This is a genomic window from Mycobacterium sp. UM_11 (assembly GCF_001414075.1).
GTDB lineage: Bacteria > Actinomycetota > Actinomycetes > Mycobacteriales > Mycobacteriaceae > Mycobacterium.
In genome coordinates this window covers 1-15,228 of sequence record NZ_LATC01000058.1, presented here as the reverse complement: position 1 = coordinate 15,228, position 15,228 = coordinate 1, and the positions used below count along the sequence as shown (strand labels likewise).

At 67.2% G+C, this 15,228-nt stretch carries 16 protein-coding genes; 8 read left to right on the top strand and 8 right to left on the bottom strand.

Features of this window, described 5'->3' with window-relative positions; genetic code table 11:
• Positions 1-146 precede the first annotated feature (146 nt).
• Positions 147-377, bottom strand: a complete 231-nt coding sequence (locus WU80_RS15535; protein ID WP_055403595.1) for a hypothetical protein — start codon at positions 375-377, stop codon at positions 147-149.
• A 49-nt stretch (positions 378-426) separates the two neighbouring features.
• A complete protein-coding gene (locus WU80_RS15530) occupies positions 427-1,080 on the bottom strand; it encodes a hypothetical protein (protein WP_156349574.1) in 654 nt (217 codons plus the stop codon).
• Positions 1,081-1,398: 318 nt separating this feature from the next.
• Between WU80_RS15530 and WU80_RS15525 the strand changes: the two genes are divergently transcribed.
• The 3 genes from WU80_RS15525 to WU80_RS15515 all read left to right on the top strand — a co-directional run bounded on the left by WU80_RS15525 (position 1,399) and on the right by WU80_RS15515 (position 6,957).
• Positions 1,399-4,299 (top strand): hypothetical protein, encoded by a 2,901-nt coding sequence (locus tag WU80_RS15525; protein ID WP_055403593.1) that lies wholly within the window; start codon positions 1,399-1,401, stop codon positions 4,297-4,299.
• Positions 4,300-4,744: 445 nt separating this feature from the next.
• Entirely contained in the window at positions 4,745-6,682 is a 1,938-nt protein-coding gene (locus tag WU80_RS15520) for an alpha/beta hydrolase (RefSeq protein ID WP_055403592.1), read from the top strand.
• Positions 6,683-6,744: 62 nt separating this feature from the next.
• Positions 6,745-6,957, top strand: coding sequence for a hypothetical protein (locus tag WU80_RS15515; RefSeq protein ID WP_055403591.1), 213 nt, complete (start codon positions 6,745-6,747; stop codon positions 6,955-6,957).
• 15 nt (positions 6,958-6,972) lie between these two features.
• On the opposite strand, the gene WU80_RS25485 is transcribed toward WU80_RS15515, so the two are convergent.
• The gene (locus WU80_RS25485; protein WP_082459873.1) at positions 6,973-7,308 is read right to left on the bottom strand and encodes a DUF732 domain-containing protein; all 336 of its coding nucleotides are present in this window, start codon (positions 7,306-7,308) and stop codon (positions 6,973-6,975) included.
• Between the two features lie 330 nt (positions 7,309-7,638).
• Here WU80_RS25485 and WU80_RS15505 point away from each other — a divergent pair, with 330 nt between their 5' ends.
• Positions 7,639-8,559 (top strand): cation diffusion facilitator family transporter, encoded by a 921-nt coding sequence (locus tag WU80_RS15505; RefSeq protein ID WP_055403590.1) that lies wholly within the window; start codon positions 7,639-7,641, stop codon positions 8,557-8,559.
• 6 nt (positions 8,560-8,565) lie between these two features.
• Here WU80_RS15505 and WU80_RS15500 read toward each other — a convergent pair whose 3' ends face one another.
• From WU80_RS15500 to WU80_RS15485, 4 genes are all read right to left on the bottom strand, one after another.
• The gene (locus WU80_RS15500) at positions 8,566-8,910 is read right to left on the bottom strand and encodes a DUF732 domain-containing protein (RefSeq protein ID WP_055403589.1); all 345 of its coding nucleotides are present in this window, start codon (positions 8,908-8,910) and stop codon (positions 8,566-8,568) included.
• A gap of 73 nt (positions 8,911-8,983) precedes the next feature.
• Complete coding sequence (locus WU80_RS15495; protein ID WP_055403588.1) at positions 8,984-10,492, bottom strand: sodium:alanine symporter family protein; 1,509 nt, start codon at positions 10,490-10,492, stop codon at positions 8,984-8,986.
• A 140-nt stretch (positions 10,493-10,632) separates the two neighbouring features.
• On the bottom strand, positions 10,633-10,950 hold the full coding sequence (locus tag WU80_RS15490; RefSeq protein WP_067815466.1) for a DUF732 domain-containing protein: 318 nt from the start codon (positions 10,948-10,950) through the stop codon (positions 10,633-10,635).
• A 55-nt stretch (positions 10,951-11,005) separates the two neighbouring features.
• Positions 11,006-11,338 (bottom strand): DUF732 domain-containing protein, encoded by a 333-nt coding sequence (locus tag WU80_RS15485; protein WP_055403587.1) that lies wholly within the window; start codon positions 11,336-11,338, stop codon positions 11,006-11,008.
• Positions 11,339-11,449: 111 nt separating this feature from the next.
• On the opposite strand from WU80_RS15485, the gene WU80_RS15480 reads away from it, so the two are divergent.
• The 3 genes from WU80_RS15480 to WU80_RS15470 all read left to right on the top strand — a co-directional run bounded on the left by WU80_RS15480 (position 11,450) and on the right by WU80_RS15470 (position 13,316).
• A complete protein-coding gene (locus WU80_RS15480; RefSeq protein WP_055403586.1) occupies positions 11,450-12,196 on the top strand; it encodes a Clp protease N-terminal domain-containing protein in 747 nt (248 codons plus the stop codon).
• A gap of 86 nt (positions 12,197-12,282) precedes the next feature.
• Complete coding sequence (locus WU80_RS15475) at positions 12,283-12,816, top strand: hypothetical protein (RefSeq protein ID WP_055403585.1); 534 nt, start codon at positions 12,283-12,285, stop codon at positions 12,814-12,816.
• Positions 12,804-13,316 (top strand): N-acetyltransferase, encoded by a 513-nt coding sequence (locus WU80_RS15470; RefSeq protein ID WP_055403584.1) that lies wholly within the window; start codon positions 12,804-12,806, stop codon positions 13,314-13,316. Before WU80_RS15475 ends, WU80_RS15470 begins: the two co-directional genes overlap by 13 nt.
• Here WU80_RS15470 and zapE read toward each other — a convergent pair.
• Positions 13,303-14,385, bottom strand: a complete 1,083-nt coding sequence (gene zapE, locus WU80_RS15465) for a cell division protein ZapE (RefSeq protein WP_156349572.1) — start codon at positions 14,383-14,385, stop codon at positions 13,303-13,305. The genes WU80_RS15470 and zapE overlap by 14 nt on opposite strands.
• On the opposite strand from zapE, the gene WU80_RS15460 reads away from it, so the two are divergent.
• Positions 14,384-15,139 (top strand): pyrimidine reductase family protein, encoded by a 756-nt coding sequence (locus WU80_RS15460; RefSeq protein WP_055403582.1) that lies wholly within the window; start codon positions 14,384-14,386, stop codon positions 15,137-15,139. The genes zapE and WU80_RS15460 overlap by 2 nt on opposite strands.
• The last annotated feature ends 89 nt before the right edge of the window (positions 15,140-15,228 follow it).

Here is a 15,228-nt window from a genome sequence, read left to right as displayed (position 1 = left end):
TGATGCCGCCTTTCAATTGATTGCATTACCGACGCGCCCGGCGCGTTACAGCGTTGTTTACCCACTTGCGCCGGTCACGTCTCACCGAATGTCCGGCCGGACTCGGGCAGCGGCGCTCGAAGGGGCGGCCCAGCTATGAGCGCGGCTTACGGCGCAAGCGGCCGCTTGAAGAAGCACGCGACGGAGAAGGCCCCGCGGTGGTCGGCATCGAGTCCCACCATTTCCCACCCCTGGCGGCCGAGTTCGTCCGCCTTCTGCTTCATCTCCTCCATGGCGGTGTCGCCCTCCAGGTAATCCCACGTGTACTCCCACTGCTGGGGGTACCACTTGCCATCGGAGGCCAGCCACCAACCCGGGCCCGGCGAAGGATTGTTCATGTGGTCGTGAGTACCACAGATGCCGGCGAACGCCGACGCCGCGCCTCGACTACGGCGCGAACGCCCAACCGAGAAAGATGTTTTGCGAATCGGTGGGGCTCGGCCGTATTTCGCGGATGTGCGGGGGTTGGAAGTAGTTGGCGGTGAGGTACTGGCCGTTGCCCTCGCTGAGCATCACGTGACCGGTGCCGTGGTCGAATCCCGGGTTGCTGGTGAACACGAGCGCTCCCTCCGGGATGTTGTCGGCGTTCGGGTGGATCAGCCCTTTGCGATTGAAGTCGTTGAAGGCATCCATCGCCGACGGGTATCTGAACGTGTGGTTGTAGGCCTGCTCGACGAACGCCTCGCACTGCACCGTGTTATCGGGATCCGCGGCCATCTGTCCGCGCGCCCACGCCATGGCATGAGCCGCCTTGTCCTCGCCGGTTGTCGCGGCGGGCGCCGCCCCGACGCCGCCGCAGTCGGGTCCCAGCGCGTCGAGGGTGCGCGTGTCGATGTCGACATCGGCGACGTAGTGGCCGTCAGTTGTCTTGTACCAGAGGCTATCCCAGCCGTCGTTGGCGATTTGGTAGCTGAAAAACCCCTTCACCGGGTCGCCCGCGCTGTGACAGACCAGCGTCAGGACCTGGCCGGCGTTGTAGACGCCGTCTTGGCCCGACTTCAAGGTGGAGCCGTTCATGCGCGGGGTGGACTGCGCTTTCACGGTGGCGGTCGTTGCGGCGTGAGCGGGCGCGGCGCTGGGCAGACCTAACGCAAAAACGGCTACGGTCGCGGCCGCGATTGCTGCTTTCATTGCTCGGTCTTTCTGCCACGTCGCTATGAAATTGATCGGCACGCTACACCAGCGCCAAAGCCTTTGTCGCCGAAACGGCTATAAGAAACTCGCGGGAGCAATTCCGCCGTTGCGCTACATCGGTGTCTGGGCTTAATTACCATGCGCTGAGACAGGACCCGGTTAACGAGGTAGACGATGCCGAAAACCGAGAGCTTCATTTCTCATCGCGCGGCCCAAAGGGTGTTAGTGGTTCTGGCGATCGCGGGCGGCTCGGCGATCGCGCTGTTGGCTCTGCCGCACACCTGCGTGCCCCACATCGCGCGCTATATCTACGGCGACCGAAAAGGCGTGCCGGGCGTCGCCGATCGGATTCCCGCCTACGTCAGCGCGGACCTCTTCGTCATCCTCGGTTACGTATTGGTGCTCGGCGGTTTCGCGTGCTACTTCCGGACCCGGGCCGCCTCCGTGACCGGCCGGCTGGTGGCGGGGTACGTCGTTGCGGCCGTGGTGCTTACGGCCCTCGCCGACCTCGCCGAGGATGGGCTGCTTTACCTCACGGTGCATAACCAGAAGTCCACGATCTTGATCAATGCGACGTCCGCGGCGGCGACCGTCAAATGGTGCGCCCTGCTGATAGCGCTCCTGGGCATACCCACGACGGTGGGGATCCTTTTCCGCCAGGCGGCCGCATGGTGCAGGTACGGGCGGCTCACGTCGGCCGAGGACGCCGCCACCGCGTGGTGGGATCGCGTGTTGATTCCGAAGGAGCAAACGGGCGTGCGGTCGCCGGGCACGACCACACCGCTTGTCACCGAGGACGAGTGGAGCTGGGTCGAGGCGTACAGCGTGCCGGGCGCCAACGACGTGCTCGACCGCCGGAAAGAGGAACGGGTACAAGCCATTTGCCTTTCCGGCGGCGGGGTGCGGTCGGCCTGCGTGGCGATGGGGGCGCTGCAGGTGTTTTCCACCGAGGACAAACTCAAGACGCGCGACGATCCGCAGCGATTCGGCAAGGGCGTCGAGCCGAAACTGGTCGACACCGTGGACTACATCATTTCGGTGTCCGGGGGCGGATACACCGCGGGCGCCCGACTGCTCGCCCTGCAGAGCGACCCCGAAAGCCCCTTGATTTCCCAGCGATTCGAGGACGGGTCGGTCGAGTTCGACCATTTCCGCAGGGGCTCCAGTTATATCGCGGACTCCCCGGCCGACTTGATCAGGGCGCTGGCCGAGGTGCTCAAGAACCTGCTGGCATCCCTAACCATCCTCTTCACCCTTCCCATCCTGATGGGATGGGTGTTCGGCTATCTGCTGGCCCGGCCGCAATTCTCGTTCACGGCCATCGTTCCCGTGCCGAATCCGCTTGTCAACGAGGGACTCAAGCGCCTGCCCCGGGGTTATTCCCTTTGCCTGATCAGCCATCCCGCGTCGTGGTATGCAGTCGGGTTCTTCGCGGCCTCGGCAGTAATTTTCACCACCGTGGCGATCGTCATCGAATTGCTCAGCTGGCAAGAGGGGGGCGAGACCTGGAAGATGCGAATGCAGCGGCTCGCGGTTGGCAGCGCGGTGTTCGGGTTGGTGGTGCTGGCGGTCGCCGTCGGTTTGCCCGTTCTGATGCGGCTGTGCTCGACGTTGAGTCTGCACGCCTCCGACAATCCGGGCGCCGCGGCGGCGACCTTCTCGGGCGTGGTGGGCCTGAACTATCTGGCCGCGGTGGTCGCGATGGCGTGGAAGAAACGCACCGCCCTCTCCGAAGAGGCGGCGAAGCTTTCGACTTGGAAACGGTTGCTGCCGCCCGGCATTGTCCCGACGATCCTGGTGACCGTCACACTCGCCGTCCTACTGATCGCGTGGCTGACCACCCTCGGCGTCTTCGCCGCGGCCGTCTTCCGCACTGTCACCGCGGACGGGGTGGAGGGGGGCTCTCGATACGTGCCCAACGTGTGGTTCGTCGGGGCATTGGTCGTCACCATTTTGTGGATCGGCGTTGTGGACGTCACCTCGGTGAGCTTGCATCCCTTCTACCGGCGCCGCCTCGCCCGCACCTTCGCCGTGCGTCGCGTCCGCGCGCCGGGCGGTGGTTGGCGGGCGAAACGCTACGAGGAGATCGAGTGGACGTGGTTGCCCGACTATGGCCAGGTGCCGGGCGACCGAGGGCCCCGATTCATTTTCGCCGCCGCGGCCACCATCACCGGCGACGGAAAGCCGGCGCCGGGACTGAATGCGGTTTCCTACGTGCTCAGCGGTGACCACATCGGCGGCCCCGAGCTGGGATGGTTGCACACCCCCACCCTCTTCGCTATCGCGCCACCACGCATCAAGCGCGATCTGACGGTGGTGGCCGCGGTCGCGGTGAGCGGCGCCGCCTTCGCCTCGGCGATGGGCCGCCAACAGAAGGGATTCGAAAAGCTGCTGGCCGTCTCGGGCGCCCGACTGGGGACCTGGTTGCCCAACCCCAACTTCGTCGCCAGCCTCAAAAACGCCGAGGACGGGACCGGCGGCGACGAGAAGGAGAACCGGAGGCCGTGGCCGAAGTGGCTACCCACCATCCGTGGCGCCGGCTACTTCTACCGAGAACTGTTCGGGTTCAACTACAACGACGCGCGCTTGGTGCAGATCAGCGACGGCGGCCACTACGAAAACCTGGGACTTGTCGAGGCACTGCGTCGTCGCAGCCGACTGATCTTCTGCTTCGACGGCGGCGGCGACACTCCCCCGTTGCTCAGTGGGCTGGCCGACGCGATCCGGTTGGCCAAATACGAGCTGGGCGTGACGATCACGTTCGACTCGGCCGATTACCCGTTGACTTACCTCGCCCCGGGCTCGGGCACGCTTCCAGAAGACAAGGCGTTGGAAAGCCTGAAAGACCGCGTCACCAAGAAGACGGTCGCGGTGGCCACCATCACCTACCCGGCCGCCTCGGGTCTTGCGAAGGATGACCGCAAGGGCGTGCTGATCTACGCGAAAGCCGTTCTCAGCGAAACGTGTCCGCAGTGGCTCTTGACCTATGCCGCGTCGAACGTCGTCTTCCCCCACGACCCGACATCAGACCAATGGTTCAACGAAGGGCAGTTCGCCGCCTACACCGCGCTCGGCCGGATCATGGGAGCGGAGGCCTACAAGGCTGCGGACTACGTCTTGAAGTGAGCGGGCGTAACGGTTACGGCGGGGGCGGCGGGGGCGGAGGCGGTGTCCATCGCCGCCCATCCGTCGTCCAGCCGCACGGCAGCCAGTTCAACTGCGGACCGTCGAACGTCAAACATTTCGGCCCGAAGGGCGGCGGGGTGGGACCCGGTGACGGGGGGTCGGCGCGGGCGGTGGCCCCGCCGAGCATCAAAGCCCCAACGGCTACACATATCGCTGCCGGCTTCTTCATCGCCACTCACAAAGCGATGATCGCTAGCCGTCGGCCTGCGCGTTCACATTACGGAATTCTAGTCGTCCCGCCGTGTCAAAGACCTTGAGAATTCCTGCCAATCGGCCCACGAAGGCCTGTCCCCAACCGGGGCTCGGGGTGACGGCGCAACGCGGCGGTGAGTGTTAAGTTCGCCGGCATGAGTGGCCGCGACGCCGCGAAACCGCTGGCGGGGCGATGCAGCTGCGGTGCGTGAGCATCGCGGCGCTGGTCGCCGAAGCCGGCGGTGATCCCTGGGCGATCAACCAGAGCCTGCAGGCCGGTAGCCCGCGCCAGATTTCAAATCTCGCCGAGGCTTTTCGTCGGGCGGCCCGCTGCACCCGCGAGGCGAATGCCGCCTTCGAACAAGCGCGCAAGCGGTTCGACGCGGCCTGGGACCACCCGAACGGCGATCATCCAATCAATGACTCCACCGAAGTGCGGCGGGTGACCAGAGCCCTCGGCGCCCAGTCGCTGCGATTACCCAGCATCGCGGTCGACCTGGAGAACATCGCCGCCACCTTGGCCGAGGCGCAGAAGACGGCAACCGGCGAGATGGCCACCCTGGACGCCCGGCTGCACCACCTCGACGACGTGATCGGGCGGGCCATCGAAATGGAGAAAACCGCCCACCTCGGCGCGGCCGACAACGACGCCCTCGACGCGCTCGTTCGCGCCTGCGAAGACGACGCCGTCAGCGACACCACTGCCGCGCTTACTTCGCTGCGGTCGCTGCGCGCCGGCTACTCGGCCACGTTGCGGGACGCGGTGAACAACTTGGGAGCGGACGGATCCGAACCGGAGCCCTTGCCGAAAGGCGTTGGGTTCGACCAAGTCCCGCCACCGGGCACCGACGCCGCGGACGTGCATCGCTGGTGGACGTCACTGACGCCCGAGCGGCGGCAGTGGTTGATCGACGAAAACCCGGACCGCATCGGCAATCTCAACGGCGTGCCGGTCCCCGCACGCAGTAACGCCAACATCGCCGCGATGACCCGGGACCTCGACCGGGTGCGCGACATCGCCGCCCGCGCCGGAACGTCCGTCGCCGATGTGATGCGTGATCCGGCGCGATTCGGGCTATCGGCCACCGACGTCACCCGCTATCGGAACGCCAACGAGACCAAACAAGGCCTCGACCACGACGCAGTCGACGAACCCAACCCGACTTATCTGTTCACCTACGACCCGTTGGCGTTCGGCGGCAAGGGGCGCGCCGCAATCGCAATCGGCAATCCGGACACCGCGCGCAATACCGCCGTGATCGTGCCGGGCACCGGCAGCAGCGTGCGGGGCGGCTGGCTGCGCGACGCGCACGACGACGCCATCAACCTGTTCGCTCAGGCCAACGCCGCCGACCCGGGCAAACTGACCGCGGTGATCGCGTGGATGGGCTACGACACCCCCGACGACTTCTCCGACGTCGAGCGCATCTCCACGCCCAAACTCGCCCGGGCGGGCGGCGCGGCGCTCGCGCGAGATGTCAACGGGCTGTGGACCACTCACCTCGGCACCGGGCAGCACGTCACCGTGCTAGGTCACTCCTACGGTGCGACGACGGTGGCCGATGCCTTCGCCCTGCACGGCATGCACGCCAATGACGCTGTGCTGCTTGGTTGTCCGGGCACCGACGCGGCCAACAGCGCCAGGGATTTTCACCTGGATGGCGGCCATGTGTTCGTCGGGGACGCCTCGACCGACCCGGTCGGGATGCTCGGGCAACTCGACGGGCTGAGCAACCATTTCTTCGGCGGAGACATCGTCGGTCAGGTTGCGGGCAGCGACCCGGGGTTGGGCGCCGACCCCGCCACCGACGGCTTTGGATCGGTGCGCTTTCGCGCCGAGGTGCCCGGCTCGGACGGCATCGACCCCCTCGACCATTCGCACTACTACCACCCGGGCAGCGAGGCGCTGCACGCCATGGCCGACATCGTCTCCGGCCACGGCGAGGCGTTGGAGGCCGACGGGCTGACGGCGGGACATCGCAGCCAGGTGGGCGGCCTCCAGCTTCGGATTCCGGGGCTGGCCCCGATCACCGTCGGCCCGCACACGCCGGCGATCCTCGACCCGGAGTGGGCCCGGCCGCGCGGTTCTGTCACCGACAACCATTTTTTCGATGCCCAGCACCATCATTGATCACCGGTCGTCTAATTCGTCTGCAGCGCAATGATTTTCGTCGGGCGGGTAGAGTCGCGGGCATGAATTTGGTCGAGTGGCTACAAACCCCGCGTCACCTGCGGACGCGGCTGATGATGGACAGGCGTCCGATACGGAACCTGCAAATGGAGACGGTGTTTCTCGAAATCTCCCACCGCGAGGCGATGCTGCGGTTCCCGGTGATGTTCATGGTGCTCCCGAGGCGGTCTCGCCCGGCGGGCGAGGACACCCCTCGCCGCGGCCAGGCCAACTGACCGCGGAAACTTCGGTCAGCTCTGGGTGGCTTTGCTGACGTACTGCGGGCAGTACGACTGCGTCGCGGCGCCGATGAAGTAGCCGGAATTGTGGTCGGACAATGAGAGCGCGCTCTTTACATCGGACAAGGTCTGCGCCAAAGTCGCGCCATTGGCCCAGTCCTGGCAAACTCCATGCCCGGCGTTGACGATCGTTTGGTTCGACAGGCCGGAAAGGGTGATGCCCTGCTGTACGAGCGCCTGCAGGAAAACGTCGTCCGTCGAGTCCGCGCTCGCAACCGGGATCGCGACGGCCGCCGCGCTCGCCACGGTCGCAGCAACGGCGCCGGTCAGCAGTGTCAATTTCTTCATCGGTGTCTCCTCAGTCGGCTGCGGGTCCGAAGACCGAATCGTGACTGTCTATCGATGCGCTAATCAATAACGCTGAGGCAACTTTCGCACAACTGACGCTTCGGCGCTCGGCAATCGAGCAAACTCGAATCCGGACCCACCGGGGCGGCCGGCGCCTTGGTTCAATTAACGGAGATGCAATTTAAACGGGTGCCATTGTTTGGGTGAAGCGGCGCGGCATTCAACGGAGAGGGGCCGGACGCGGGCGCGGCGTTGCGGGCGATGGCCCGAGCGCTGGGCGGGCGCGTAATCGGCTTGGGCGCCGGCGCCCGACGGGGGCATGCTTGCGGTATGCACATCGTCAAAGGCGTCCGTGACCCCGCGGCAAGTTTTCCCCTGGACACCGGCACCGATGACGCGGCCGAGCGCCGGCAGGCCAACCGGGCCGTGGCCGTCAGCGCCGTCGGACTGGCGCTGACCGGGCTCGTCGAACTGGCCATCGCGCTGCTCTCCGGTTCGGTGGCGTTGCTCGGCGACGCGCTGCACAACCTGTCCGACGTTTCCACCAGTGTCCTGGTGTTCGTCGGGTTTCGGGCGTCGCGCAAAGTTCCCACCGAACGGTATCCCTACGGTTACGAACGCGCCGAAGACCTCGCCGGAATCGGTGTGGCACTGGTGATTTGGGGCAGCGCCGCCGTCGCCGCCTTCGAAAGCGTCAACAAGCTGCTCCGGCACGGCGGCACCGGGTACGTGGGCTGGGGCATCGCCGCCGCGCTCGTGGGGATCGCGGGCAACCAGCTGGTGGCCCGCTACAAGTTGGTGGTGGGCAGGCGGATTCGCTCGGCGACCATGGTGGCCGACGCCAAACATTCGTGGCTGGACGCGTTGTCGTCGGCGGGGGCGATGCTGGGCCTGATCGGTGTTGCGCTCGGCTGGGGCTGGGCGGACGCGGTCGCCGGGATCGTCGTCACCGGTTTCATCTGCCACGTCGGCTGGGAGGTGACCTCCGACATCGCGCACCGGCTACTCGACGGAGTCGACCCCGAGATCATCACGACCGCCGAGGCCGTCGCGGCCACGGTGCCGGGCGTCACGCACGCGCACGCCAGGGCCCGATGGACCGGCCGGACATTGCGCGTGGAGGTGGAAGGATTTCTCGATCCGCAGACTCCCCTGGCGGCGGCCGATCGAATCGGTCGCCTCGTCGCCGAAGCCCTGGCACCGCGGATACCCGACATGCACAACTTCACCTGGACCGCGAGGGCCGCCTGAGCGAGGTCAGTTCCCGGGTTGCCCGTCCGGCTTCGGGCCGCGGTCCTCGCCGGTCACGTACTTCGGGCAGTAATGCGCCGCCGCCAGGTAGGTGAACTTGGCCGCGCTGGCTCCCTGAAAAGCGGGGTTCTGATTGCGCAGCTGCGTCACGATTTCCGCGGATGACTGGCCGTCGTCGAGCAGGTCGCACACCGACTTCGCGATGGTGATCGCGTTGCCCCCGTCTTGATAGGTGAGGCCGGCGTCCCGCAGGTCGGTGAGGAAATCCTGATCGTTGTTGACGTCGGCATGCGCGGGGACGGCCAGGCCGATCGCCGCGGCGACGCTCGCCGAAACCAGTAGAAATCGCATAACGCAGCGATTGTCGCAGACCCGTTGGCGAATGGCACCTTGGTGGGCGAACGGCGGGTGAACTCTCGCCGGGTTACGCCGCCGGCGCCCGGGAGGGCCGCAGCGCCGGCCGGTGCAGGGTCAAGGACTCGGGCAGCGCGCCGACCTGCCGGCGCCCCGCGCGTTCCCAGATGTCGCCGTCGAGAACACCGGGCAGGCCGGCCTCGCTGGCGATGAAAACCGGCATCAAGCCTTGCACGAACTGCCGGTGGTAATCCTTGAGCGCCGCGAACGCCCACTTGCCGAGCAGGCAGATGGTGAGCAGGTTCGCGATGGCCATCACCGCCATCGTCAAATCGGCAAGCGCCCAAACCAGCGTCAGCTTGGCCAGGGCCCCGAAGACGATGGACAGCAGCGTGACCACCTTCAGCACGTTGGCCGCCAGGCGCCGGCCACCCAGGTAGAACAAGTTGGCCTCGGCCACCACGTAATTGCTCAGCACCGAGGCGAACGCGAAGACGAACACCACCGCGGTCATCAACACCGTGGTCCACGAGCCGAGGTCGGCCGCGACCGCTGACTCCGTCAGGCTCGCCCCGGCGACCGCCCCCAAGCGGGCCGGGTTGTAAGTCTCGGGACCCGACAGCAGCACGATGAATGCCGTCGCCGTGCAGATCACCATCGTGTCGACGAACACGGCGAGCGACTGAATCAGCCCCTGCTCCACCGGATGTGCCACGGTCGCGGCGCCCGCGATGTTGGGCGAGCTGCCCATCCCGGCCTCGCAGGCGAATAGGCCCCGCTTGACGCCGGTGACCATCGCGGCCAGCACGCCGCCCGCGAAACCCCCTGCCATTTGGCGGATTCCGAACGCCCCGCCGATGATCTCCTTGATCACCGTCGGCAGCTCGGTGATGTTGACGGCCACGATGCCCAGCGCCAGCAGCGTGTACACCAGCGCCACCACCGGAAGCACCGATCCGGCGAATTGCGCGACCCGTCGAACGCCGCCGAACAGCACCGGTGCCGCGAGCACGGCCAGAACGAGGGTGGTCCAACCGACCCCGATGCCGTGCGACGACTGCAACACCCCGCTGATCGCGTTGGTCTCCACCATGTTGAACGCGGTGGAGAACGTGATCACCAGCAGCATGGCGAACACGACACCGCCTGCGCGCGAACGCAACCCGCGTTCGATGTAGAACGCGGGGCCGCCGCGGAAGGCGCCGTCGTCCGAGCGGACCTTGAAGATCTGGGCCAGGGTCGCCTCGATCACCGCGGTGGCCATGCCCACCGCCGCAACCACCCACATCCAGAAGATCGCACCGGGCCCGCCGACGGTCAGGGCGATGGCGACGCCCGCGATGTTGCCGGTGCCCACCCGCGACGCGAGCCCTACGCAGAACGCCTGGAACGACGAGATTCCGCCATCCTGGCGGTGCGCCCTGCCGAGTTGGCGAACCATCCGCCCGAAGTAGCGGACCTGAATGCAGCGGGTGCGGACCGTGAAATAGATGCCGCCACCGATCAGCAAATAGATCAGGACGTGCGTATTGAGGATGTTGCTCAGGGGTTCGACGAGCTGCTGCTGAAGGAAGTCCAAACCCCTGCTTCCTTTCGACTGCGGCCGCTGTCCGTCGCCGAAATGGTATGGGTGAATTGTTGATTACACGTTTCGTTCACCCACGGTTAGTGCGCGCTTATGTTAAAAGCGCGTCACAATCTCCCCGCCGTGCCCGGCCGCTAGGAGGCGGTGCTGGGCGGCGAAAGCGCTTGGGGGCAATACGAGTTGGCGGCGATAGCGGCGAACCGGGTGGCGTCGTCGCCCTGCAGCCCACGATTGAGCATCTGGAGCATCCGGACGACGTCCGTCAGATTCGCGCCCTCGCTCACCAGCTTGCACACGGACTTGCCCGAGGTGATGGCCTGTTCGGGATCCGAATAGGCCAGGCCGGCGGCGCGCACCGTGCCGAGGAAGGTGTCGTCGCTGCTATCGGCGTGCGCGGGAGCGGCCAGGCCGATGGCGGCGGCGAGGGCGAGCGAAATCAGAAATGGCCTCACGGCTCACCGATCGTTCCAGAGCCGCGGCCGATCCGCATCTCGAGGAGCGAGGCGATCAGGAACTGGCGGTCGCGGTCGTCGTGGTGGTCGACGAGATCGCGTCCGGGCAGTACGCGCTGGCCGCGATCGCGGTGAACTTCTCCGCCTTCTCCTCGGTCAGCGCGGCCGCCTTGGACGTCATCGCCTTCGCGATGTCGGGCATCGCCGTACCGCCGCTGGCCGCCGAGCAGACGTAGTGGGCCGCCTGGATGACCTGCCCCGGATCGTTATAGGTGAAGCCGGCCTGGTCCAGGGACGCGAGGAAGGCGCCGTCGGTGTCGTCGGCGTGCGCGGGCGCGGCCAGAGCGATTACGGCCGCAATGCCAGAAATTGTCAGAACGAGCCTCATAACTTCGAAATCGTTGCAGAAGGCCCGACAAATATGCGTCTGGCGAAACAATTATTAACAATCGTCAACCTCCGGTTGACTATGTGCGGTCGTCAACCTACCGTTGACACCATGTCCGACCCGACGCGCATCGCCTACCCCGTCCGCCTCGACGAGCTGATCAGCGCCATCAAGTCGGTGCACACCGACGCGCTGGATCAATTGGCCGACGCCGTGCTGGCCGCCGAGCACCTGGGCGAGGTCGCCGACCATCTGATCGGGCACTTCGTCGATCAGGCGCGCCGGTCCGGGGCGTCGTGGACCGACATCGGCAAGAGCATGGGCGTCACCAAACAGGCCGCGCAGAAGCGATTCGTGCCGCGCGCCGAGCCCGCCACGCTGGACCCGGAACAGGGCTTCGGCCGCTTTACCCCGCGGGCGCGCGGCGCGGTGGTGGCGGCCCAGAACGCCGCGCACGAGGCCGGCAACGACGAGATCACCCCCGATCACCTGCTGCTCGGTGTGCTCAGCGATCCGGCCGCGTTGGCCACGGTGCTGCTCCGCCGGCAAGACATCGACACCGAGGCGCTGCGCGCCGCCGTGCAGCTACCCCCGCCCGGCGCCGAGACCCCCGCCCTCATCCCGTTCAGCGGCCCAGCCCGCAAGGCGCTCGAGCTCACCTTTCGCGAGGCACTTCGGTTGGGGCACAACTACATTGGGACCGAGCATCTGCTGCTGGCGCTGCTCGAGCTGGAGGACGCCTCGTCCGGCGAAGGACCGCTGCGACGCCTCGGTGTGGACAAGGGCCGGGTCGAGGCCGACCTGATCACGGCGCTCGAGTCGCTCGGCGGCGGCGCCGGCGTCCGCGCGGACGGCTGAGCGGGCGTGATCGACCCCTCCCCCACCCCTCACCGCGTGTGCGATCATTCGAAGATCCCCTTCCAGGGCGCCTAGGAGGCGAAGACATGGCGAAGACGCACCGCTGGCTGGTCGTTCTGTCGGCGTTCCTCGTCGCCGCGGCGGGCAGCACCGCCGCCGCCGCGCTCCCCGCGCCCCGCGCGTGGGCCGGCGACGCCCCGATCGGCCACATCGGTGACACGCTGCGGGTGGACACCGGCACCTACGTCGCCGACGTCACCGTCACCGGCGTCTCACCGTGCGACCCGCCGCCGGGATTCGGCTACACGCGCGAAGGCACCTTCAGGGGCTTCCCCGGCAGCAGCGTTGAGCGCGCCGACGTCGTCGTCCGCGCGGTCCGGGTGCCCAATCCGTTCATCATGGCGACCAACTTCAGCTTCGACGGCGTGACCCCGTTCGCCGACGCCTACAAGCCGCGGGCCTCCGACGCGCCCGACGCGCTGGACAACGTGCTCACCAACGCTCCGACCGGCGCGATCGTGCGCGGCGAAGTCTATTGGGACGCGTACCGCGATCCCGTCTCCACCGTGGTCCTGCTGGACAAGAAGACGGGCTACCACCTCGCGCAGTGGAACCTCTGACCCGCGCCGTACGCGTAGTCACGTCGAATTCGGTTGACGTTCAAGAACTTGCCGATGTCGCCGCGCGCACCTTCCCGCTGGCGTGCCCGCCCTCGATGGCGCCCGGGAACATCGCCGCGTTCGTGGCGGCCAACCTGTCGCCCGCCCGCTTCGCCGAATACCTGGCCGACCCGCATCGCGCGATCCTGACGGCCGAGGTCGGCGGGCGAATCATTGGCTACGCCATGCTGATTCGCGACGGCGACGACACCGCCGAGCTGTCCAAGATCTACCTCGCACCCGAGCACCACGGCACCGGGGCGGCGACGGCGCTGATGGACCTCGCGCTGGCCACCGCCGGCGAATGGGGCGTGACCCGCGTGTGGCTGGGGGTCAACCAGGGAAACGAACGCGCCCAACGCTTCTACGCCAAGAGCGGCTTCGCGGTCAGCGGCACCAGGACCTTTCGGGTCGGCGCCGCCCGCGAAAACGATTTCGTCATGAGCCTCACGCTTGGGTGACCGTCAGCGCCAGCAGCCGAGACATGGCCCGCAGGTACTTCTTTCGGTAGCCACCGGCCAGCATCTCGTCGCTGAATACGGTGTCCAGCTTGTCTCCCGAGGCGATCACCGGGATGCCGGCGTCATACAGCCGATCGGTCAGCGCCACCAGCCGCAGCGCGACGTTCTGGTCGTCGATGCCGTGCACGCCGGTCAAGAACACCGCGGTGACGCCCTCGATGAGGGTGAGATACCGCGACGGGTGCATGGTGGCCAGGTGCGCGCACAGCGCGTCGAAGTCGTCGAGGGTCGCCCCGTCGACCCGGGCGGCGCGCGCGGCCACCTCGTCGTCCGACAGCGGCTGCGGCGCCGGCGGCAGGCCACGATGGCGGTAGTCGGGTCCCTCAATCCGCACGGTGGTGAAAATGCTTGCCAGCGTGTTGATCTCGCGCAGAAAATCCTGGGCGGCGAACCGGCCCTCGCCGAGCTGCTCGGGCAGCGTGTTGGAGGTGGCGGCCACCGACACCCCCCGCTCGACCAGCGACGAGAGCAGCCGCGAGATCAGCGTGGTGTTGCCTGGGTCGTCCAGCTCGAACTCGTCGATACACACCGCGGTGTAGCCGGCCAACAGGTCGATGCATTCGACGAAACCGAACACCCCGGCCAGCTGCGTGAGTTCGCCAAAGGTCGCGAACGCCTTGGGAGTTGACGACTCCGGGCCGTCACCGGGCAGCTGGTAATACGCCGATGCCAGCAGGTGCGTCTTGCCCACGCCGAACCCGCCGTCGAGATACAACCCGACGCCGGGCAACACCGCCCGCCGGCCCAACAACTTTCGCCGGCCCGCGCGGCGTTGCACGGCCTGGTGGCAAAACTCCTGGCACGCCACCACGGCCGCGGCCTGGGTCGGCTCGGCCGGGTCGGGCTCATACGTCGCGAAGCTCACATCGGCGAAGGTTGGGGGCGGCCGTAATTGAGCGATCAGCCGCTCCGGCGAGACCGTCGGGTGCCGATCCACCAGACGAGCCACTCGCCCGGAAGGGGACCCGTGCATGCCAGAACTGTAGCGACGTGCTGCAATCAACCTCATGCCCCTGCCCGAGACGCCGCTGTCGCTGCTCGGCTCGGTCCGCGAACTCACCGACGGTGAACTCCCCCGGTTCTACGACTATCCCGACGGGACCTGGGTGCGGGCCAACTTCATCACCAGCGTGGACGGCGGGGCCACCTCCGGCGGCAGCAGCGGGACGATGGGCGGTCCCGGCGACCGGTTCGTCTTCAACCTGCTGCGCGAACTCGCCGACGTCATCGTCGTCGGCGCGGGTACCGTGCGCGTCGAGGGCTATTCCGGCGCGCAGCTGAGCGTCGCCCAGCGCCAGCAGCGGCAGGCGCGCGGGCAAAGCGAGATTCCGCAACTGGCGATCGTCACCAAATCCGGGCACCTCGACCGCGACATGGCGGTGTTCACCCGCACCGAGGTGCCGCCGCTGGTGCTCACCTGCGCGGCGGCGGCGGCCCCGGCGCGCCAGATGCTCGGCGACCTGTGCGAGGTGATCGACTGCTCCGGCGACGATCCCGGCGAGGTCGACGAGGCCGCCATGCTGGAGATCCTCGGCGCGCGCGGGATGCGCCGCATCCTGACCGAGGGCGGACCGATGCTGCTCGACTCGCTGATCCAACGCGACCTGCTCGACGAGCTCTGCCTGACCATCGCGCCCTACATCGTCGGCGGCCTGGCCCGGCGCATCGCGACCGGCCCCAGCCAGCTGCTCACCCGGATGCGCTGCGCCCACGTTTTGACCGACGACGCCGGTTACCTCTACACCCGTTACGTCAAGGCCTAGCTTTTGCGGCGACCCGCAGCGCCCGGCGTTGCCGCGCTTGCGATCGCCGCTGGCTTTTGCGGCGACCCGCAGCGCCCGGCGTTGCCGCG